Source organism: Zymobacter palmae, assembly GCF_003610015.1.
Taxonomy (GTDB): domain Bacteria; phylum Pseudomonadota; class Gammaproteobacteria; order Pseudomonadales; family Halomonadaceae; genus Zymobacter; species Zymobacter palmae.
The window spans coordinates 2,690,100-2,712,079 of sequence record NZ_AP018933.1 but is presented as its reverse complement, the minus strand read 5'-3'; the positions used below and the strand labels follow the sequence as shown (position 1 = coordinate 2,712,079).

The window sequence follows — 21,980 nt, the reverse complement described above, 5'->3', positions numbered from 1 at the left end:
GTGTATCAGAGTCGGCGCGATGTACCCGCTGCCTGCCTCTGAACGACAGAGGTCCCCATCCCCAAGGATGATACCATGCCCGAAAGGCAGCAGAATGCTCTGCTGTACCGGAAATCCAAGATGCTGTGAACGGTGAGCCTGTGACCCGAGAAATTCTGCGTATCGCAACCCGCAAAAGCCCGCTGGCACTCTGGCAGGCGGAGCACGTCAAAGCCCTCCTCGAGGCCCGGTTCCCCGCATGCCGTATCGAACTGATTGGCCTGTCGACGCGCGGTGACCGGATACTGGACGCGCCGCTCGCCAAAATTGGTGGAAAAGGACTGTTCGTCAAGGAACTGGAAGAAGCGTTACTGGACGGAAGGGCTGATTTGGCCGTTCATTCCATGAAGGATGTTCCCATGGCGTTTCCCGACGGGTTAGGGCTGACCGCCGTACTGGCCCGTGAAACTCCGACCGATGCCCTTATCGCGCAGCACTACACTTCGCTGGATACGCTGCCGGAAGGTGCGCGCGTCGGTACATCGAGCCTGCGCCGTCGCCTTCAGCTTTTGGAAGCGCGTCCTGACCTGAAGATCGACAGCCTGCGAGGTAGCGTTCAGACCCGTTTGAGTCGACTGGATGATGGTACATTCGATGCCATCATTTTGGCCGCCTCGGGTCTGAAACGCCTAGGGCTGGGCGACCGCATCACCCAAGAACTGGCGCCGGAACTGATGTTGCCTGCCTGCGGCCAGGGGGCGCTGGGGATCGAAAGTCGCCTAGACGATGTCGAACTCAACGAGATGTTGAGCGTACTGCGCGACCGCGACACCACCCGCTGTGTGCTGGCCGAACGTGCGATGAATACACGTCTGGACGGCGGCTGTCAGGTGCCGATCGGCGGTTATGCACGGCTAACGGATGAAGGCCGCACGCTGTGGTTGCGAGCCCTCGTCGGTACGCCCAAAGGCGATGTCGTGGTACGTGAAGAGCGCAGTGGCCCTGCTGACCAGCCGGAAGCGCTGGGGCGTGCCGTTGCGGAAGGTCTGTTGGCACAGGGAGCCGGGGACATCCTGTTGAGGGTCTATGCGGACCATCAATAACCGCGAGACCCGTAACGATCACATGAAAGGTGCTGGGCAGCCGGAATGTTAGCCTGGTGCCGGGCAAGAGGGGGTTGTCATGACTGAGGCAGTCGATTTCCAGATTCGTCGACCGGTACTTATTGCGCGCCCGGGAGCGAGAGCGCAGTTGCTTGAGGAAGCACTGGCCAATCACGGCTATGCTACGGTTATGCTTGGCGTGATGACCCTCGACCCGGTGACGCCTGATCCAGAAGACGTGTTGCGCTGGTGCCGCCAACCGCCGGACTGGGTTATCTGTATCAGCCCGACCGCTGTAACGCGCTGGGCTGAAGAGGTGGGCGATCGCGGTCACCGCCTGTGTCGCGCTGGTGTGCATTGGGCGGCAACGGGCAGCAGCACACAAGAGTTGATCGCGGAACACTTCGGTCGCACCTCATTGGCGCCCGAGCCGGACAACGAAGAAGAAGGTACCAGCGCCAGTGAAGCCTTGCTGGCACTGCCCGAGTTTCAGGACATGACAGGGCAGCAGATTCTGATCGTCAGCGGTCATGGCGGTCGCCCGCTGCTAGAAGAGACGCTGCGCGCTCGCGGGGGAGAGGTGAACATCTTGCCGCTGTACGAGCGCAATCTGCACAACCCCACCTTTGAGGGGCAGCGCTATCTGGAAGCGGGCAACTATGCGGCCATGATCGTGACCAGCCGAGAGCAGCTCGACCATCTGAAGGACTGGTGCGGGGCCATAGCGTTCCGACGTCCGCTGATTGTCTCTAGCCGCCGACTGGCCGAGCACGCCGCGGAACAAGGATATCAGCGCATCGTGATCGCACGCGATGCGACCCCAGGCGCACTGGCCAGTGCGATGGTGCGCCGGGCCGCACACTGCGACACCGCCGATGCGGATGACGCAGATGATCGACAGATCGACGATGATTTCGGGAATGATGAGGTGCAGCAGGACGATGCACCCGACAGCGACAAGGCAAGCGACTCATGACACGACAGCATGACTCAGGCAAGGATGACGAGGTTAAGCACGACGTGAGTGACACGCCCTCAGAAGAAACCACCGTCGAGGCTGTGCCGCACGACGTGGCCGACAACGATGTGGCGGATACCGTCTCCGCACGGGATGACGTCCGCACGCGCCGCCAGCCACCGTGGGTGTGGGGGGCGGGCATCGTCGCGTTGCTGTTGCTGGGCGGCCTTGGCTGGTCGTTCTATCAGATCAGCACGACTCAAGGGCAGCTGGAACAGCTCGGCAGTGAACTGAGCGCTCTCAAGAAGAACAGCCTTGCACAGAGCGCGCTGGATCAGGCCGTATCGCCGCTGCAAGCGCAGTTTCAGGGCGTCGATGAGCGCATCAGTGCTGTGCAGAAGCGGCTGGACGATCACCGTACCGCCGATGGACGCTATGTCGAGATCGACTACCAGTTGCGCATGGCGCTTCAGCGGCTGGCCCTCAACCGCGATATCCGTGGCACGCTGGAGCTGCTGAAAAGTGCCGATCAGCGGATCACCGAACTGAATGATCCGGTTTTCCTGCCCGTACGTGAAAGCATCCAGTCCGCCATGGCGGCGCTGAACAACGTCAGTGCGCCGGATGTTGATGGCCTTTATCTGCAACTGGCCGCTGAATCGCATGCGCTGGATGGGCTGTCGATGTCGCAGAGTTTGGCGTCGATGACCCCCGAACACCAGCAGGCCGAACAGGCTGCTGCCGATGCGCCTCAGTCCAGCTGGTGGAAGCGCCAGCTGTCGCGTGTTGGGCATGAGATGAAAGAGTTGGTGGTGGTGCGCTACAACGATCAGGCCTTGAATGAGCTGCTAATGCCAGAGCAGGAAAGTGCGATCCGCGAACATCTGCGAATGACATTCTCCGAAGCGCAGATGGGGCTGTTGAATCAGTCGCCGACCGTCTATACCCATGCGCTGCAGAGCGCGACCGAAACGCTGCAGCGCTACTTCCCGCAGGATGATGCGCGTGTGAAGGGCGTGATCGATCGCATCAATGCGCTTTCGCAGCAGTCGATCCGTCCCGATCTTCCCGAAGTGACCGGCGTGCTCCAGCAATGGCAGCAGGCTGTGGAACGCCGCCACGCACAGCAGCAACCAGGAGCCTGATGATATGCGCAAGCTGATCCTCATCATCGTGGGTGCCCTGATCGCAGGCACACTGCTGGGCCAGCTGATGCTGTCCGTGCATGGCTTCTGGCATATCCGTGCAGGTCACTACGATATCTATGTTCGCTCGTTTATGGGCGGTCTGATCCTGCTGATCGTACTGTTCACGCTGGGGCTGTTCCTACTGCGTCTGCTACGCGGCATGCGCCATCCCGTACGGCGTATGAAGCAGTGGCGGTCGCGCGTGCGCAGCCGTCGTGCCGTCAAGCGCACCAACCGCGGTGTTGAAGCAATGGGTCAAGGGCGTTGGAAGAAGGCCGAGAAATTGCTGCGCACTACGGCTGACGATGCTCCTACACCCGTGGTGAACTATCTGTTTGCGGCCCAAGCCGCACACTATCAAGGGCATTTCGAACAGGCGCAGGAACTGCTGCAAGTGGCGGCCCGCAAAGCGCCTTCAGCGGTAGAAGCGATCGACTTGGTCAAGGCTGAGCTGATGATCGACCGCCAGCAATATGAGCAGGCGCTGGCGACGTTAACCCGCCTATTGCGGGCGCATCCTGAGCACCCTCAAGTGCTGAAACTGCTGCGCCAAGTGTATGCGCGCGTCAACGACTGGACCGGCATGCGCCAGATTCTGCCTCGTCTACAGAAGCTGACTACCGAGCGCGACTATGCCCAGCTGGAAGATCACACCTACGCTGCGCTATTCGATCAGCTGAGTGCGCATACGGGTGATACCGATACGCTGCTGAGTCAAGCGCGCCAGCTGTGGCGGGAACTGCCCAGCGAGCGTCAGGAGGCACCTTCGATGATCGCCCTCTATAGCGATGCGCTGGTGCACGGCGGCGCGACAGATGACGCGACCAAACTGCTGCGCCAAGGCATTGAGCGCCACTGGTCGCCGCTGTTGCTGCAACGCTATAGCGTATTGCCAGAGGATGCCGCGGCTCTGCTGAAGAAAGCGGAAGGTTGGCTCGAACAACACAGTCACGATTCCGAGCTGTTGCTGTGCCTAGGACGGCTTTCGGTACGCTGTGGGCTGTGGGGTAAGGCCCAGCGCTATTTCGAGGATGCTGGTCGATTGCGTCAGGACAGTATGGCTGACGGCGAACTGGCGCGATTGTTCTTCCTGCAAGGGGATAGAGCACGCAGCGAGCTGGCACTGGAGAAAAGCCTTGGGGCGTTGCAACTGCCCCAATTGCCGGGTGTTCAGTAAACGCTATACGCGTTCGTTGGCAAATGTCGAAATAAAAGAAGGAGGCCTTATTCAATGCCTCCTTTTTTTATTTATTTCCGGTGCTGCCGGATGTTACGGCGATGGCGTGAAGGGGACCCATCGTATTGTTTTTATTCTCTTGAACTATGTATGAAGCGCCATCCAGCCTGTACTTCATCTGGCGTGCTTTCCGTTTGGTATGCGTCTGCTGGCGACGCGCATGTCTGCTTAGAATGTCATGGCGGCCATCGCGCAGCATCAGCGTTTGTGGTGTGGATCAGGGTGAGCGCTAAGCCAGAACAGCGCCATCAACGCTGCCAATGCCAGCCCTCCAATGCCCGCTGAAAAAAGCGTAGCCGCCAGCATCAGTCCTACAGCGTGCGCCGCCAGTCCCAACCCAATTACAGGTATCACAGAGGCCAGATAGAGAATCAGAAAGAACATGCTGGTCACGCTGGCTCGATCGACTTCATGGCTGAGGCGGGTCATTTCCCCCAGCCCCGCACGTAGGGCAATGCCTTGCCCTATACCTGCCACCACCCCTCCCACCGCCAGCATCACCGGAGCCACGGTACCGATGCTGATACCGATTAGCGCCATGCCCAGTGCGAGCAGTGCGGCACCTATAGGCAGGCGCATCGCGATGGGCAGCCGCTGTTGCCCTGTCTGGCCCACTGCTGAGCCGAGGAAAATCAGCAACGCCATGGTGCCAATAGCCAGTGGCATATGAATGCCCATCAGCTGACCCATGACATTGGGCACGGCCGAAGTGAAGATCCCCATCACCGCGAATCCCGCGAACCCGGCTACAGCCGCCGGAATGAACGGGCGCAGCAGATAGTTCGGCACATAGGGGCAGCGGATGCGCAGCAGTGGGCCAGGTTCGGGTGTCGGTGCGGTTTCGGCTGTCTTCCACACCATCACTGCCGCCCCAGCCAGCGCCACTACATCAATGATGAAGATGCTTTGTCCCGGTGCGGGCAATAGCATGGCCGTGGACGCTGAAATAACGGGGCCGATGCCCAGCCCAACCATATTGGCGAGCGTAGCGAGCAGTGCCGCTCTGGATTGCCGTTCCGGGGGCGCGGACTCGACGATCTGCGTGGTCGCAGTGGCGGTGAACAGCCCCGCCGAAATGCCTGAAATTAGTCGTCCTAGCATCAGCGTGCCGATGCCCTGCGAGAACATGAAAACCAGAGCGCTCGCCATACCCAGCAGGCAGGCGGCCAGCATGACCGGGCGTCGGCCCGTGTGGTCGGACAGGTTGCCCGCCAGCAGCAGTGTGCCCAAAACACCAATGCCGTAGGCGCTGAAGATGACCGTCGTCATCAGCAGTGCGAAGCCGAAATGGCGCTGGTAGTAGGGGTAGAGTGGTGTTGGCAGCGTCGTGCTGGCCATGCCGACGAGCAGAACGAATGCCGTCTGGCCGCTGTGTCGGAGGGACATGGGCAATTGCTCCAGCGAAGCCGCACCGATTGGCACGGTCCGTGCGTGGTTCTGAAAAGGCTTCCATGCTACGAGTCTGCTTATAGTCCGCGCAGTGGCATAGTAGCGCAGCCGCTTCGGTGGTTGCCGGGAAGCAGAGCTGAATGTCTGCTTAAGACTGGTCAAGGTGAGGGATGCCCGATAGGCTATGGCGAGGCCTGGCCTTGACGCAATGGCTCGGCCCTTACCGGGGGCAACGGCCCTGACACGACAAGAGGACGGTTGGATGAAGGCAAGGGGTTGGTATTCTGGTCTGGTATTGAGCATGGCGGCGGCATTGATGGGTGGCGTCGCACAGGCCGAAACGTCGGCAACGGCAGGCGTTACCGTGGCGCAGCTGGTCGAACGCGCACCGATTCACTGGGTATCCATTGCACAGATCGAGAAGAGTCTGGAAGGCGTTCCGCCCATGAACGTCGGCTTCGACATCGACGATACCGTGCTGTACTCATCGCCCGGTTTCTACCGCGGCATTCAGATCTACGGCAATCATTTCTCGTCGAATCCCGAGTTCTGGCAGCTGATGAACAATGGCTGGGACGCGTACAGCATCCCCAAAGAAGTCGGCCGCGAGCTGATCGCCATGCACCTGCGCCGTCATGATCACATCTATTTCATCACCGCGCGTGCCGCATCGCAGACCGAAACCGTCACCAATCTGTTGCAGAAGACCTTCAACATCCCGGCCAGCGAGATGCACCCAGTTATCTTCACAGGCATTCGCCCTGGCGAAAACACCAAGACCCCGTGGCTTAGCAAGCTGAACATCAAGCTTTACTACGGTGATGCCGACTCCGACATCGAGGCAGCTCAGGCCGTTCACGGTCGCGGTATTCGTGTTTTGCGCGCCTCCAACTCCACCTATGTCCCGCATCCTCAGGCTGGTGCGCTGGGTGAAGAAGTCATCGTCGGTTCCGATCACTGATGAGGGCGTGCCGTTTCGCCTAACGGCTGTCTTGTAAGCAAAAGCCCCTGTGCATCTGAGTGATGCACAGGGGCTTTTTATTTTTGGGCCATACTTAAAGAAGCACTGATGCGCGCACATGGGGTAGCGAAAAGCCATCCGGGGGCACGGCGATAGCCGGTTGTCGGAAGGTGCGCGACAGAAAGTGCCCTATGCGCGCGCATCTGCACGAGAACCGCACAGTGGTGCGGCCTGTGCGTGCGCGTGGCCGTGTTGCCCACAAGGATTTTCAATGGCCTATAGAGGGAACACGGTTATTTCCACGCGGTCAAACAGGCAATTGCTCAGGAAGCGGGCGTCGTATCCTGATCGTCGATGGTGGTCGACGTAGGGCACAGCCACTGGTTCAAGCGCTTTTCGAGCTCGTCGATACCGGATTTGGTATGCGATGAGAACAGCTGCACTGTGACCATGTCTTCCCATTCGTGAAGTGCACGACGAACGCGCAGCAGCTCGTTCTTCGCTGCACCGCGCTTGAGCTTGTCGGATTTGGTCAGCAGGATGTGCACCGGCATATCGGCTTCATCGGCCCACGCCAGCATCTGTTGGTCGAACTCGGTCAGCGGGTGACGGATGTCCATCATCAGCACGATGCCGCGCAGCGACTGACGGCCGTGTAGGTATTCGGACAGATGGTGCTGCCACTTGCGCTTGACCTCTTCGGGCACCTTGGCGAAGCCGTAGCCCGGCAGGTCGACGATGCGATGATCGTCATCGCCGACGGCAAACAGGTTGATGAGCTGCGTGCGCCCCGGTGTCTTGGACGTACGCGCCAGTGCTTTCTGACGCGTCAGCGTATTGATGGCGCTGGACTTCCCGGCATTGGAACGTCCAGCGAAAGCGACTTCTGCCCCCGTGTCGGCAGGGCAGTGGGCCAGCGTCGGTGCGCTCATGATGAAGCGTGTGTGCTGGTAGGCCAGCGTCATGCTGGGCGTGATCGATGTGGGCTGCTGTTCTGACATAGGGGACTTCCTGTAAAAAGGCAGGTGAAAGTGTAACATCAGGGTACGTCGGTGCGGTAAGAGGCCTGCCATTGTCTTCATCATGCAGGAAACGCACTGCATCATCGCCCCCGACAACGTCAACGATGCCGCCTCGGGTCATCGCTTAGAGCACCGGCCGGCCGTCTCGTTCATGAATCCACATGAGAAAGGAAGAGTAGACACGATGATCAAGAAACTGATGACGCTGATCTGCGGCGTGGGGCTGGCCTTCATGGCGCTGACCGCACAGGCCAGTGACTACAAGACCCTCGACACCCCTGTCGATGTTCAAGTGCCGGCTGGCAAAATCAAGGTCGAAGAGATCTTCTGGTACGGCTGCCCGCACTGCTACGAGTTCGAACCGACCTTCACCAAATGGGCCGCTGAACAGAAGGATGACATTGTCGTTGACCGCATGCCTGCACCGCTGGGTCGCCTGTGGGCCACGCACGCACGCGCCTACTATGCCGCCAAGGCTCTGGGCATCTACGACAAGGTACATGAACCGTTCTTCAACGCCGTTCAGCAGCGCCAGCCGCTCAACGATGACGAACACATTGCCGAGTTCTTCTCACACTATGGTGTCAGCAAGGACGACGCGCTGAAAGCGCTGCAGAGCTTCGGCGTGAAGAGCCAGATTAACATCGCATCATCGGCCCTGCGTTCCTATGGCTTGATGGGTGTACCGGCGATCGTTATCAACGGCAAGTACGTCATCAACATGGACGGCAGCACGAGCGTCACTACCCCTGAAGGTATGCTGACAGTGGCCGATCAGTTGATTGATCAGCTTCGTCGTGAGGCACATACTGGAAAATAATACTGATGCAGGCTGCATCAGCATTCTGGAGAAATTATGGTGAGTGTTGATGCAGCGGCTGTGACGCATGAAATGACATCTTTGCACGCATTGGCCGCCTGTTGCCGCAGCGCAGAGGAGCAGTCATGAACGCCGCTTCTCCTGAGACGCTGCTGACGGCTGTTCAAGATGCTCGCCCGTTGCGGGTGCTGACCTTTAACCTGCAGGTCGGCATCAGTACCCACGCTTGGTACCAGTACCTGACTAACAGCTGGCAGCACGTCTTGCCCAACAGCAAGCGGCAGGAACGGCTGGCTGTTATCGGTCAATTCCTCGGTCACTTCGATATCGTGGGGCTGCAGGAGGTCGACGGTGGCAGCTTCCGGTCGGGTAACGTCAATCAGGTCGATTATCTGGCCCAGCAGGCCGGAGCGCCGTTTCACTATCAGCAGCTCAACCGCAACCTCGGGCGTCTCGCCCAGCACAGCAATGGGCTGTTGAGCCGTTTCCAGCCCACTCGCGTTGTCAATCATCGTCTACCAGGCCCTCCCGGCCGCGGCGTCATGCACGCCCAATTCGGAGACGGTGCCGATGCTCTGCACCTCTTCGTCGTTCACCTGTCGCTTGGCATCCGCACGCAGAAGCGCCAGCTGGATTTTCTGTGTGAACTGATGTCGTCGTGTCGCCATGTCATTCTTGTCGGCGACCTCAACTGTACGCGCGCCCATCTCGAGCAGCACACCGGACTGTGCGAAGTAATGAACTTCGATCAGACGCCAGAGCAACTGAGCTATCCCGCCTGGGAGCCAAAACGCGCACTTGATCACATTCTTATTTCGCCCACCTTGCAAGTGGCGAACTCGCAAGTGCTTCCACCGCTGTTTTCGGATCACCTACCGCTGTCAGCAGATATCATTCTGCCTCCAGCCTGTCACAAGATGCTGGTAGTTCGCTGATCTCACGACGTTCATATGCCCGGCACACTGTTGTGATCGGGCCTGTGGACCGTTCGGTGCGCTATCGTTAGCGCCCTCATTGTGCGACAACCTATGTATCTGCATTCACCATAGCCTCGGGCGCAGCACGATCCGGCAGTATGTCACCCACAACCATTCAAGCTAACGACCTTGTCTTCCAAGACCATGCCATCATCCCGATCACAGGAACTCATCATTACGGGCATCAGCAGTGCTGCCGGTGCCGCCCGTATCGAGCGAATACTGCAACACTTGCCTGGCGTAAAGCAGGCCAGCGTGAACGTTGCGTCGAGTACGGCTCATATCTCGCTTGACGCTTCGGGGGTGACGCTTTCCGACGTGATTCAGACCATTGAACGGGCAGGTTTCGGTATTCAGCGTGCGCCACTGTCGTATGGCGAGGCCAGCGTCCCTCGGCACGAGCAAGAACCGTTGGCGCGCCGTGATGCTATCGGGCTGGCGGTGGCTGCCCTGTTGAGTCTGCCGCTCTTGGTGCAGATGCTGGGGATGTTCATGTCGCCGACGATTGAGCTGTCCCCGTGGGTGCAGTGGGCGCTGGCCACGCCGATCCAGCTATGGTGCGCGCGATTGCTCTATGTGAAGGCATGGCGCGCATTACGCCGCCGACAGACCGATATGGATGTACTGGTTGCGTTGGGAACAGGTATCGCCTATGGCTTCAGCACGCTAGCACTGTGCCTGCGATTAGACGTGCCTCTGTATTTCGATACCAGCGCTATGGTTGTGACGCTGGTGCTGTCGGGGCGGATGTTGGAAGGTCTGGCACGTTGCCGAGCAGGAGCCGCCATTGACATGCTGCTGGCGCTGCGGCCACTGCAGGCTCATGTCGAGCGTAACCGCGCTCTGGTCGACGTGGATGCTGATCAGCTGAGGCTTGGCGATACGCTGGTGGTGCGCCCTGGCGAAAAGCTGCCTGCTGATGGCGTCATCATTGACGGTACCTCGGAGCTGGATGAGTCGGTACTGAGCGGTGAAAGTCAGTACGTGTGCAAGCGCGAAGGGCACGAAGTCTTCGCCGCCACGCTCAACTGCACGGGAACGCTGCGCATGAAGGCGACCCGTATCGGCAACGATACTAGCCTTGCCCGCATCATCTCGCTGGTCGAACAGGCGCAGCGCTCTAAGGCACGCGTACAGCGGCTGGCCGATCGTGCCGCCACCTATTTTATTCCTATCGTACTGATCATAGCCGCGCTGACGTTTTTTATCGGTTGGGGTTGGAGCGGCAATGCGCTGAATGCCTTTCTGAGTGCTGTGGCGGTACTGGTCATCGCGTGTCCATGCGCGATCGGTTTGGCGGCCCCAACGGCGGTGATGGTCGGCATGGGGCGTGGTGCGACCGCCGGGCTGCTGTTCCGACATGCGCAGGCGCTGGAGCAGATGCGCCACGTCGATACGTTGATCATGGACAAGACCGGCACGCTGACCGAAGGGCGTCCGAAGGTGGTGAGTATGACCAAAGCCCCAGGGGTGAGTGAACGTGATCTGTTGAGTGCCGCTTATGGTGTGGAACAGTACTCCGAGCACCCGCTGGCCCAAGCGCTAGTGTGCCATGCTCAGGCCGCCGATATCGCCCCATTGGGCGTGATGAATGTGAAGTTGCACCCCGGTCGTGGTGTGATCGGTCAACTGAACGATGACGTTGTGGCCTCGGGGTCGGTCAGCTTTGTGCGCGAACTGTCGCTACTCGGAGACCCCGTCTTCGACGCTGTATCACGGGCATGGATTGACCGCCAAGAAGAGCAGGGTATCACGGTCATCGGTATCGTGCGTGGCCAGTATGTCATGGGTTATGTTGGCTTAAGTGACCGCCTGCGCTCCGGCGCCATACGCACGGTCAAACGGCTGAATGAACAGGGTGTTCATGTCGTAATGCTGACTGGAGATGCCGCACGGGTGGCCGCTCGCGTTGCCGGTGAGGTAGGCATCGACGAGGTGATCGCAGGCGTGCTGCCGGAAGGCAAGGCTGCCACCGTCGAGATGCTCCAGCAGCGAGACGGCAAGGTAGCGATGCTGGGCGACGGCATCAACGATGCTCCAGCGCTGGCCACGGCCGACGTCGGCATCGCGATTGGGGCGGGCGCAGACGTATCGCTGGAAGCCGCTGATATCATCCTGACCCACAATCGGCTCGAAGGCGTGCTGGATGCCCTATCGCTTTCAAGGGCCACGCTGCGGCGCATCTATCAAAACCTGTTCTTTGCCTTCTTCTATAACGGACTGGGTATTCCACTGGCGGCTTTCGGCCTGCTCAATCCCGTGATTGCCGGTGCCGCGATGGTGATGAGCTCCGTTTCTGTGATCGTAAACTCGCTGCTGCTGCAACGCTGGCTGCCGCCATCGCACAGTCACGTACGCTATCCACATTCAGGTTCGCAGCTGTAGTAGCGATAAGTGGTGCGCCCCAACGAGGGCAATTGAAAAAGAAAGGGCCGCGTTCAAGCGGCCCTTTGTCGTTGCGCAGCAGGTGATGCCTACGGCTTCATGGCTGCTCGGTTGGCGGCGTCTGAGTCTGCTCGGCGTGGTGCTCTTCCAGCAGCTCCTTGGCTTCTTCAGGCGATGCAGCGGTCGGCGTGGATCCACGCAGCGGACGGTTGGCCGTTTCGCGCGTCATCAGGATCGTGATGAAGCCGATGGCCGCAGCCCCCATCATGTAGATAGCGGGCATCATTAGGTTGTGAGTGACATCAATGAGCCATGCCGTTACCAGCGGTGTCGTCCCGCCAAACACGGATACCGACACGTTAAAGGCAATGGCTAGCGCGCCATAGCGGATGCTGGTGGGAAACAATGCCGGCAGGGTGGAGGGCATGGTGCTGGTAAAGCAGTTCAACAGCGCGGCCAGAATCATCAGCCCGACGAAGATCGACAGATGCGATCCTTGCTGGATCAGCACGAAGCACGGCCATGCCAGTAGAAACGTACCGATGCAGCCCGCCATCACAACCGGACGTCGTCCAACGCGATCGCACAGCAGCCCCAAAAAGGGTTGGATCACCATCATGAGCAGCATGACGATTAGGATCATCAACAGCCCGTGATTGGTATCGTATTTAAGGTTAGCCGACAGGTAGGTTGGCATATAGGACAGCAGCATGTAGTCGGTCACGTTGAAGACCAGTACCAGCCCTATACAGATCGCCAACTCCCGCCAATGGCCCCATAGCCGTTTGAAAAACTCGGTATGTGTCTGCGTTTCTTGTGGCTCCGCACTTTCTTCGAGCGCCTGGAATGCCGGTGTTTCTTCCAGTTTTAGGCGCAGATACAAACCGATGAGTCCCAGAGGCCCGGCAATGAAGAATGGAATACGCCACCCCCAGTCCAGCAGCGTCTCACGGTCCATCACCGCAGAGATTCCAGTCACCAGCGCCGCCCCCAGCACGTAGCCCGCCAGCGTCCCGAACTCCAGCCAGCTGCCCATAAAGCCACGCTTGCGGTCCGGCGAATATTCGGCGATGAACGTCGCCGCACCACCATATTCCCCACCGGTCGAAAATCCCTGCACCAATCGCGCGATCAGCAGCAGTATGGGGGCGGCAATACCGATGGTGGCATAGCTGGGAATTAACCCAATGCAGAACGTACTGATCGCCATGATGATCATCGTCGCTGCCAGCACCTTCTGACGCCCAACCCGGTCGCCCAGTGGGCCAAAGAATAGGCCCCCCAGCGGACGCACCAGGAAGGCAATCGCGAAGGTGGCAAAGGTGGCCATCAGGCGCATGTTTTCGGGCAGATCGTGGAAGAACACCTCACTGAGTGCAAAGGCGATATAGCTGTACACCCCGAAGTCGAACCACTCCATGGCGTTGCCCAGTGCGGCCGCCGAAACCGCACGTTTCAGCATGGCACTGTCGACAACGGTGATGTCATCCAAGGTAAGGCGGCGTCGACGGAAGCGCTTACGGTGCGAGGAATCCTTGGCGTTGTTCATACGATCATCCTTTATCCATGAAACACGGCATTTACGAAACACGGTGGCGTCGTGCGGTTCTTCAACTACGCGATACTTTTAAAGATAGTTGAGGCTGGAGGATATAGGCGGCCGGAAATGCCAAAAATAAAGAACAAACAGGAGAGTTACGTTTTGACATACATCATTGCCATTCCTAATAAAAAAAGGAATGCATGGCATTTTTGTGCTTTTCTTTAGGAGTAATTGATTCCTGACGGCGAGTTCGTCACCATACATTCCCGATATTACATGATCGTCACGGTCGGCCAAGATGACCGATGAGGCATACACACAAACAAAGGGATATCCATGAAAAACATCATGACGGCAGTGGCATTCGGCGCCGCGCTGAGCATGGGCGGTTGCAGCATCGTACACAGCATTTCTGCACCTGAAGAACAGACGACAGGGGTTCAGGTACGTGATGATCAGATGACGGGGCTGAAGGATCGCTACTCGACGACATTGGCGGTGACCAACCGACTCGGCCAGCCCACGCGCACCGTGCAGTCGACGAGCGGCGAACAGTGGTACTACGATTACACGCACACGTTCCGTTCAGCGCCCCAGAACAACATGAGCGAATCCGTCATCTTCGAGTTCGATCGCAGCGGCGTGATGACGTCGCATAAGCGTGTGACACCGATCGCACCATAACGACGTTAATAGACAGACGGCAGAAGCCATTGTCGCCTCTTGCCATTGAAACGGCACCGCTCCTTGCATGACAGGGGGCGGTGCCGTTTGCTATTGCAGACCGCAGACCGCAGACCGCAGACCGCAGACCGCAGACCGCAGACCGCAGACCGCAGACCGCAGACCGCAGACCGCAGACCGCAGACCGCATCTTTCATGGTGTCCATCGCACTGAACATATGGCACACGAAACGTGCGTCAGTAACGTAAGCGAAAAGCGATCGAGCAGATACACGAAGGGCCGCGCAGTGATGCGCAGCCCTTGCATTGCTAGGCAGAAACCTGCCGCGTGCGTGGTGTCCAATTACAGCGAGAAATCGACAACCATGCGGCCTTTGATCTTACCTTGTTCCATTTCGTGGAAGATATCGTTGATGTCTTCGATCGGGCGTTTAGCCACTTTCGGCACGACCTTGCCTTCAGCAGCGAACTGGAAGGCTTCAGCCAGGTCTTCACGCGTACCAACCAGAGAGCCGACGACTTCGATACCGTCCAGTACCAGGCGCGGAATGTCGAGGCTCATGGCTTCCGGAGGCAGACCAACCGCTACGATGCGCGCACCAGCGCGAACAGCGTCAACCGCAGAGTTGAAAGCGGCTTTGGCAACGGCAGTAACGACCGCCGCGTGAGCACCGCCCACTTTTTCCTGAATCAGTTTTGCAGCGTCTTCTTTGGCCGGGTTAATGACCATGTCCGCGCCCATTTCCTGAGCCAGTTTCAGCTGCTCATCGTTGACGTCGATCGCGATGACTTTAGCGTTGAAGACGTTTTTCGCATACTGCAGCGCCAAGTTACCCAGACCGCCCAGACCGTAGATGGCAATCCATTTGCCGGCTTTGATGTTGGATACTTTGATCGCTTTGTACGTGGTAACACCCGCGCACGTTACGCTGCTGGCTGCTGCGGAATCCAGACCGTCCGGTACTTTGACAGCGTAGTCAGCAGTGACGATGCATTCTTCCGCCATACCACCATCAACGGTGTAACCCGCGTTTTTGACGCTACGGCACAGCGTTTCGTTACCGCTGATGCAGTATTCGCAGTGGCCACAGCCTTGGAAGAACCATGCAACGCTTGCACGGTCGCCTACTTTCAGAGAGGTCACGCCCGGACCAACTTCTTTGACGACACCTACACCTTCATGGCCCAGGATAACGCCAGTCTTGTCACCGAAATCACCATTTTTGACGTGCAGGTCGGTGTGACACACACCACAGCACTCCATCTGCAGCAGGGCTTCGCCGTGCTCCAGCGGACGCAGTTTTTTGTCCTGAATTTCAACGTTATGGTCTTTGCCTACAACTGCTGCTTTCATGACGAGATACCTTTTTTAGTTGTACCGATGACCTGTCTGGAACGAAACAGACGCCGGAAAATAAGGTGGTGAGGTGAGCGGCTGGCGTGACCGTCGGACCGACTCACTGACGCTAGTATAACGCTGCCACGGGTATGGCAAATCACTACTAACGTACAAAACGTACTAAACTTTAGTACAGGTCTTGATAAAGGTAGATAACAAGGCGGTTCCAGCCAAGGTTATCTTCATTCTTAGACCATGGGGATGACGAAATGGCGCAGTCGGCACCTCATCATCCTCTTTTTTAGAGCAAGAAATCGTGACAGCCGTTTTCGGCATGCTACCTCTGTTGTCGGCAGAAGGTGCTTGTTCATGAGCAATGAGCGTACGGAAAGAAACGTATGAAAGATGTCCAGTTACCAGATGACGTTGAACGCGGTATCCACATGCTGGAGCAGGTGCTGGGTGCTCGATTGCCTCCCTGTTACCGAGGGTTCCTCCATCGGACAGTAGGAGGTGCCGATGTCATGGAGCGTGAGAGCGCCCGGGGCGACTGGGTCTGCTGGTATGGGCATGCACTGTTGGAAGAGCGCAATGTCACCTACGGCATACAGAGCGTTGCATCGACACTGCTATTGATCGGGCAGGACGGCGACCTTGGTTACTTCATTGATATGGTCGAGGGGGCTGATGCCATCTACAGCGTAGACCTAGGCGCACTGGGCAGTGATGAACCGGAGAAAGTAGCCAACAGCATTAGCGAGCTGCTGTGATTTGCAGGTGGTGTCTATAAGAGGAATGGTTTGTTAATAGCATTACCATATACAAAGAACGAGTCTCGCAATAGACCTTCAGCAATAAGTACGTACTGTTGCAGGATGCTCTCATGGCCTGCTGACGGTGCTCTGTAGAATTGCTAACGATTGTATGAAAAGTAGAAGGGTTGCTTGCTGTCTTAAGCAACTTCATATGTGTCCCACAGTGCATAACCACCCCCTCATCGGTTTCCCGTATCTGAATGGTAGATAGCACGTATTATAGTGCAACTTTTTATATATCGATGTGAATTTATTGTAAGGATTAATATACCTTGATGGAATATCTAAAATACTGCTTGTAAAAAATTAAATGATAGTCTTATTGAAAAATAAGATGACTTTTACTAATTGATGATATGAATGGGGTATAAAATTTCAATTTTTCAATTTTTTGATTTTTAATCTGGAGGGTTATGAAGAAAATGCTAACTCGTTTCTTATGATATTTCCAATATGATGAATTAATTAAGCAGTGCCCCTAATGCCAGCCTAGCTTTCACAACGTTTAAACAATTCATATGAATTTTTAATTATGTGATGGCTAGGGAGATTTACAGTATGAAAACTAAATCAAATGGCGATAAAAATAGAATAAAATCTCTTCACGATTTACTGGATTGGTTACGCTCCAGTTCAAAAAGCGAACGGGAAAAGGGGACTTATTTCGAAGAATTGGTCGTGGCCTATCTGCGTAATGAACCTGCTTATAAGGACCGCTATAGCGATGTCTGGACGTGGAAGGAGTGGGCACCGTTGCATGGTTTCAGTGCCAAGGATGATGGCATAGATCTTATTGCGCAAGAGGCAGGAACAGGAGGTTTCTGTGCGATTCAATGCAAGTTTTATGCACCTGACTACCGGTTGAAAAAAACAGAGATCGACAGCTTCTTTACTGCTTCTGGCCGTAAGCCATTTACTCAGCGCTTGATCGTTAGCACAACACTGCACTGGTCTGAGCATGCCGATAGCGCACTTAATGACCAGCAGCCACCTGTCACCAAGATTGATCTTCACGATCTGGAAAGCAGTCTGATTGATTGGTCGCAGTTTCGTGTAGATGAGCCCCCTGCATTGAAGCCGAAGAAGTCGCTGCGTGATCATCAGCGGCAGGCGTTGAACGCGGTAACGGCCGGTTTTGCCACGGCGGAGAGAGGCAAACTGATCATGGCCTGTGGCACAGGGAAGACCTTTACCAGCCTCAAAATTGCCGAAGCCATGGCTGGTCGAGGTAAGGCAGTACTGTTCTTGGTGCCTAGCCTATCACTGCTCTCGCAGACATTGACCGAATGGACACAGGAAAGCGACGTCCCTTTGCACAGCTTTGCGGTGTGCTCTGACCATGATGTGGGCAAGAAGCGTAAGCGGCGCGAGGACGACGCAGTCCAGACCTTCGTACATGAGCTTCGCTATCCTGCTACTACCGCTGCCGACAAGCTGGCTTATGAAGTGTCACAGCGCGCGGATGCTGACCATATGACGGTTGTGTTCGGTACCTATCATTCCATTGATGTTATCAGCCAAGCCCAGCACCAGTATGGGCTGGGTGAGTTCAATCTAGTGGTGTGTGACGAGGCGCATCGTACCACCGGAGCCACCTACGATGGTGAAGATGACAGTGCCTTTGTCCGGGTGCATGACAACGACTATCTGTATGGTCGTAAGCGTCTTTATATGACGGCGACACCGCGTATCTACGGGGATGATTCCAAGACAACAGCTGAGCGCAACAGCGTCACGTTGTATTCCATGGATAACGAAGCTTGGTTTGGCAAAGAGCTATTCGTTATCAATTTTTCGACCGCCGTTCAGAAAGGGCTGCTTGTTGATTACAAGGTCATCGTGCTGGCTGTCGAAGAGTATCATATCAACCGCCGACTGCAGGATCTATTGCGTGATGATGAGAATCAGCTTCGCGTCGATGATGCCGCGAAGATCGTTGGTTGTTGGAAGGCATTGTCCAAAATTGGCTTGGTGGGCGAGGAGGGTGGGTACTCCGAGCATATGAAGCGTGCTGTAGCATTCTGCCAAGTGATTGAGGCTCAGTATGCAGGCAGCGCACACAAGGTCAGCTCCAAGCATATCGCCGAGATGTTCAAAGCAGTTGTTGAGGCCTACCAAGAAGCAGAAGAGATTGAAGCAACAGATCGCATCACCTGTGAAGCCGAGCATGTCGATGGCAGCATGAATGCCTCTGAAAAAGAGGCCAAGCTGGACTGGCTGAAGGCTGAACCCGCCAAGAATACCTGCCGCATTCTCTCCAATGTGCGTTGTCTGTCGGAAGGTGTGGACGTACCTGCACTGGACGCTGTGCTGTTTCTAACGCCGCGTAATTCACAGGTGGATGTCGTACAGTCGGTAGGACGCGTAATGCGCAATGCTCCCGGCAAAAAACGTGGCTATGTGGTGCTGCCCGTAGTTATCCCCGCTGGGGTAGAGCCCAATGCGGCTTTGGATGACAACAAGACCTATAAAGTGGTCTGGGAGGTTCTTCAGGCTCTGCGTTCTCATGATGACCGGTTCGATGCGGCTATCAATCGTTTGGAGCTTGAGGGACCTGATCGCAATAAGATGGAAGTGATCGCGATCACTGAAAAGATCAGCGCTGAAGGGCGCTTCAAAGCCAGTAGAAATAATCTCGCTGACAGTGCTACGGCACGGTATGACATTGGTCGCGCGGCCCAGCTACCATCCCAATCGCCTCAGATGAGCATGGAGTTCGAGGTAGGCGAAATAGAACGCGCTCTATATGCCAAGATCGTACAGAAATGCGGTAATCGGCATCACTGGGAACAATGGGCTAACGATATCGCGGAGATCGCAAACACCCACATCGACCGCATCAGTACAGCGATCAGTAGCTCTTCTGATTCTCGTGCTCGTACTGCCTTCGATAATTTTGCCAAGGAAATCCGCGATGATATCAATAACGATGTCACAGATGACGAGATCATCGAGATGTTGGCCCAGCACCTGATTACTCGTCCCGTTTTCGATGCCTTGTTTTCTGATTACGCCTTCGCTGCCTATAACCCGATGTCTCAGGTGTTGCAGCGAGTGCTAGAAGTGTTGGATGAAGAACATCTCGAGAAAGAAGCACAGACGCTACAAAACTTCTATTACAGTGTGAAGATGCGTGCCGAAGGGATCACCAGTGCCACCGGTCGGCAAAAAATAATCGTCGAGTTGTACGATAAATTCTTCCGCAATGCCTTTACACGACTGACCGAACGCTTAGGCATAGTGTATACACCAGTTGAGGTTGTCGATTTCATTATCCATTCCGTGAATGACGTGCTGAAACAGGAATTCGGCCAGACATTGGGTAGCAAAGGCGTTCATATTATTGACCCCTTTACGGGGACCGGGACGTTTATTACTCGGTTGCTACAATCAGGCCTGATTACTCCAGAACAGATGCCTTATAAATACAAGAACGAGATTCATGCAAACGAACTGGTACTGCTGGCGTATTACATTGCTGCAATCAATATAGAAGCTACCTACCATGATCTGTCTGAAGGTGATTACGTACCTTTTGAAGGTATATGCTTGACCGATACTTTCCAGATGTATGAGAAGCAGGATATGGTCGATAGAGCGCAGGATAATAATTCCAAAAGGCGTAAACGCCAGAAGGCATTGGACATACGCGTGATTATGAGCAATCCCCCTTACTCTATTGGGCAAAGAAGCGAAAATGATAATAACCATAATGTTGGATATCCTTATCTTGATTCAAGAATAAGAGAGACTTATGCTACGCGTTCAAATGCGAAGTTAGCTAAGGGTCTTTATGATAGTTATATTCGTGCCATCCGATGGGCAAGTGACCGCATAGGTGACTGTGGGGTTATTGGATACGTCACTAATGCTGGCTATCTGGATTCTAACTCTGCAGATGGGCTGCGCCGATGCCTAGTAGATGAGTTTTCTTGTTTATATATATTCAATTTGAGAGGTAATGCACGTACATCAGGAGAACTGCGCAGAAAAGAAAAAGATAATGTGTTCGGTATGGGAAGCCGCGCCCCAATAGCTATTTCCATTCTTGTGAAAAACCCAGACTCTAAGCTGCATGGAAAGATATATTACTATGATATTGGCGACTATCTTTCTAGAGAAGAAAAATTAGAAAAACTAAATGATTTTCATGGTATATCGGGAGTCGATAAGTGGTTGGACATCGTTCCTGACTCCCATGGTGACTGGTTGCGACAGCGCGATGATCGCTTCGGTAACTTTATGCCACTGGGGGATAAGAAGGGGAAACAAAGAAAATTATTTGACAACTTTTCTTTGGGTATTATTACTGCCCGAGACGCATGGGCATATAATTTTAGCAAGGATTCCTTGTGTAAGAATATGAGGAGGACTATAAGTTTTTACAATGATCAGATGAGCTTTATTGAAAGATCGGTTAAATCATCGGAAAATTTAATAAAAAGTAAAGGAGTGGAGTTTTTTATTGACAATAATCCTAAAAATATAGGGTGGACTCATAATATCAAAAAATTATTTATTAAAAAAGAATTTTTGTTTTTTGATGAGAGTCATGTGATCAGAAATTTGTATAGACCCTTTACAAAGCAGTGGCTATTCTACGATCGCAAATGGAATGAAAGGGTCTATCAAATGCCTAATATATTTCCTAATAGGATGTGTGAAAATTTACTTATTCAAATAAATGCGAAATTTAGTGGAAGTGGGAATGTGGTTTTCATATGCAATAGAATGCCTGATCTCCACTGCAATGGTGATTCACAATGTTTCCCTCTCTATCTCTATGACGATAAAGGTGCGGACACCCACGATCTGTTCGATAGTGACTCTACATCGACTAATGCTCGCCGCGATGCCATTACCGACGAGGGATTAGAGCACTTCCTGTCGGCCTATCCTGGTGAGTCATTCAGCAAAGAGGATCTGTTCTATTACATCTATGGTTTGCTGCATTCACCGGATTATCTTGAACGTTATGCTGATAACTTAAGCAAGGAGCTGCCACGTATTCCACGAGTGAAGTCTGCGCAGGACTTCTGGGCCTTTAGTCGTGCGGGGCGTGCGCTAGCGAAGCTGCACATTGGTTATGAAGATGTTGCTCCTTATCCTGTCACCATTGATGGGCCGGCGCACCCGACCGCAGCACAGTATCGTGTCGAAAAGATGAAGTTCGCTAAGGTGAAAGATCCTGAAACCGGCAAGCGCGTCGATGACCGTTCAGTGTTGATCTACAACAGCCATATCACGCTACGCGATATTCCATTGCGGGCATACGACTATGTAGTGAATGGCAAGCCTGCATTGGCCTGGGTCGTTGAGCGTCAGTGCGTGAAGACCGATAAGGCTAGCGGCATTGTTAATGATGCCAATGACTGGGCGATTGAAACGATGAATGATCCATCCTATCCATTGAAGCTGTTCCAGCGGGTAATTACCGTGAGCTTGGAAACGCTGGATATTGTCAACAGCTTGCCTCCACTCGATATTTTGGATAGCTAGAATGGATGCACGGTTGAGCGGGTAGCTATCTTGATAAGAAATCTTATCGCTCAGTGGTTTCTAGAACGAAAAACGCCCCTGC

At 55.2% G+C, this 21,980-nt stretch carries 15 protein-coding genes; 11 read left to right on the top strand and 4 right to left on the bottom strand.

The genetic code is table 11. The features are described from left to right. The first annotated feature begins 140 nt into the window (after positions 1-140). From hemC to ZBT109_RS11920, 4 genes are all read left to right on the top strand, one after another. A complete protein-coding gene (hemC, locus tag ZBT109_RS11935) occupies positions 141-1,082 on the top strand; it encodes a hydroxymethylbilane synthase (protein ID WP_038278315.1) in 942 nt (313 codons plus the stop codon). Positions 1,083-1,161: 79 nt separating this feature from the next. Further along, on the top strand, positions 1,162-2,058 hold the full coding sequence (locus ZBT109_RS11930) for a uroporphyrinogen-III synthase (protein WP_051523826.1): 897 nt from the start codon (positions 1,162-1,164) through the stop codon (positions 2,056-2,058). Next, positions 2,055-3,185: a uroporphyrinogen-III C-methyltransferase gene (locus ZBT109_RS11925; protein WP_027705236.1), complete on the top strand. Its 1,131-nt coding sequence runs from the start codon at positions 2,055-2,057 to the stop codon at positions 3,183-3,185. The genes ZBT109_RS11930 and ZBT109_RS11925 overlap by 4 nt, the downstream gene beginning before the upstream one ends. A 4-nt stretch (positions 3,186-3,189) precedes the next feature. Next, complete coding sequence (locus ZBT109_RS11920) at positions 3,190-4,404, top strand: heme biosynthesis protein HemY (RefSeq protein WP_038278294.1); 1,215 nt, start codon at positions 3,190-3,192, stop codon at positions 4,402-4,404. Between the two features lie 258 nt (positions 4,405-4,662). Here the strand turns inward: ZBT109_RS11920 and ZBT109_RS11915 are convergent, their stop codons facing one another. Continuing rightward, the gene (locus ZBT109_RS11915) at positions 4,663-5,850 is read right to left on the bottom strand and encodes an MFS transporter (RefSeq protein ID WP_027705237.1); all 1,188 of its coding nucleotides are present in this window, start codon (positions 5,848-5,850) and stop codon (positions 4,663-4,665) included. A 265-nt stretch (positions 5,851-6,115) separates the two neighbouring features. Between ZBT109_RS11915 and aphA the strand changes: the two genes are divergently transcribed. Continuing rightward, complete coding sequence (gene aphA, locus ZBT109_RS11910) at positions 6,116-6,814, top strand: acid phosphatase AphA (RefSeq protein ID WP_038278296.1); 699 nt, start codon at positions 6,116-6,118, stop codon at positions 6,812-6,814. A 323-nt stretch (positions 6,815-7,137) separates the two neighbouring features. On the opposite strand, the gene yihA is transcribed toward aphA, so the two are convergent. Beyond that, positions 7,138-7,815: a ribosome biogenesis GTP-binding protein YihA/YsxC gene (gene yihA, locus ZBT109_RS11905; RefSeq protein WP_084261807.1), complete on the bottom strand. Its 678-nt coding sequence runs from the start codon at positions 7,813-7,815 to the stop codon at positions 7,138-7,140. Positions 7,816-8,020: 205 nt separating this feature from the next. On the opposite strand from yihA, the gene ZBT109_RS11900 reads away from it, so the two are divergent. From ZBT109_RS11900 to ZBT109_RS11890, 3 genes are all read left to right on the top strand, one after another. Next, complete coding sequence (locus ZBT109_RS11900; protein ID WP_027705240.1) at positions 8,021-8,656, top strand: thiol:disulfide interchange protein DsbA/DsbL; 636 nt, start codon at positions 8,021-8,023, stop codon at positions 8,654-8,656. 125 nt (positions 8,657-8,781) lie between these two features. Further along, positions 8,782-9,591, top strand: a complete 810-nt coding sequence (locus tag ZBT109_RS11895; RefSeq protein ID WP_027705241.1) for an endonuclease/exonuclease/phosphatase family protein — start codon at positions 8,782-8,784, stop codon at positions 9,589-9,591. A gap of 186 nt (positions 9,592-9,777) precedes the next feature. After that, positions 9,778-12,018 carry a heavy metal translocating P-type ATPase gene (locus ZBT109_RS11890; protein WP_051523830.1) on the top strand — a complete coding sequence of 747 codons (2,241 nt, stop codon included), beginning with the start codon at positions 9,778-9,780 and terminating at the stop codon, positions 12,016-12,018. Between the two features lie 97 nt (positions 12,019-12,115). Here ZBT109_RS11890 and proP read toward each other — a convergent pair whose 3' ends face one another. Further along, a complete protein-coding gene (gene proP, locus ZBT109_RS11885) occupies positions 12,116-13,567 on the bottom strand; it encodes a glycine betaine/L-proline transporter ProP (protein ID WP_051523832.1) in 1,452 nt (483 codons plus the stop codon). A 330-nt stretch (positions 13,568-13,897) separates the two neighbouring features. Between proP and ZBT109_RS13655 the strand changes: the two genes are divergently transcribed. Then, entirely contained in the window at positions 13,898-14,245 is a 348-nt protein-coding gene (locus ZBT109_RS13655) for a hypothetical protein (RefSeq protein WP_027705242.1), read from the top strand. A gap of 343 nt (positions 14,246-14,588) precedes the next feature. On the opposite strand, the gene adhP is transcribed toward ZBT109_RS13655, so the two are convergent. Continuing rightward, positions 14,589-15,599: an alcohol dehydrogenase AdhP gene (gene adhP, locus ZBT109_RS11875; RefSeq protein WP_027705554.1), complete on the bottom strand. Its 1,011-nt coding sequence runs from the start codon at positions 15,597-15,599 to the stop codon at positions 14,589-14,591. A 383-nt stretch (positions 15,600-15,982) separates the two neighbouring features. Here adhP and ZBT109_RS11870 point away from each other — a divergent pair, with 383 nt between their 5' ends. Together ZBT109_RS11870 and ZBT109_RS11865 are read left to right on the top strand one after the other, a co-directional pair. Further along, positions 15,983-16,354, top strand: a complete 372-nt coding sequence (locus ZBT109_RS11870; protein WP_145984527.1) for an SMI1/KNR4 family protein — start codon at positions 15,983-15,985, stop codon at positions 16,352-16,354. 603 nt (positions 16,355-16,957) lie between these two features. Continuing rightward, positions 16,958-21,898, top strand: a complete 4,941-nt coding sequence (locus tag ZBT109_RS11865; RefSeq protein WP_197714346.1) for a DEAD/DEAH box helicase — start codon at positions 16,958-16,960, stop codon at positions 21,896-21,898. Positions 21,899-21,980: the final 82 nt, after the last annotated feature.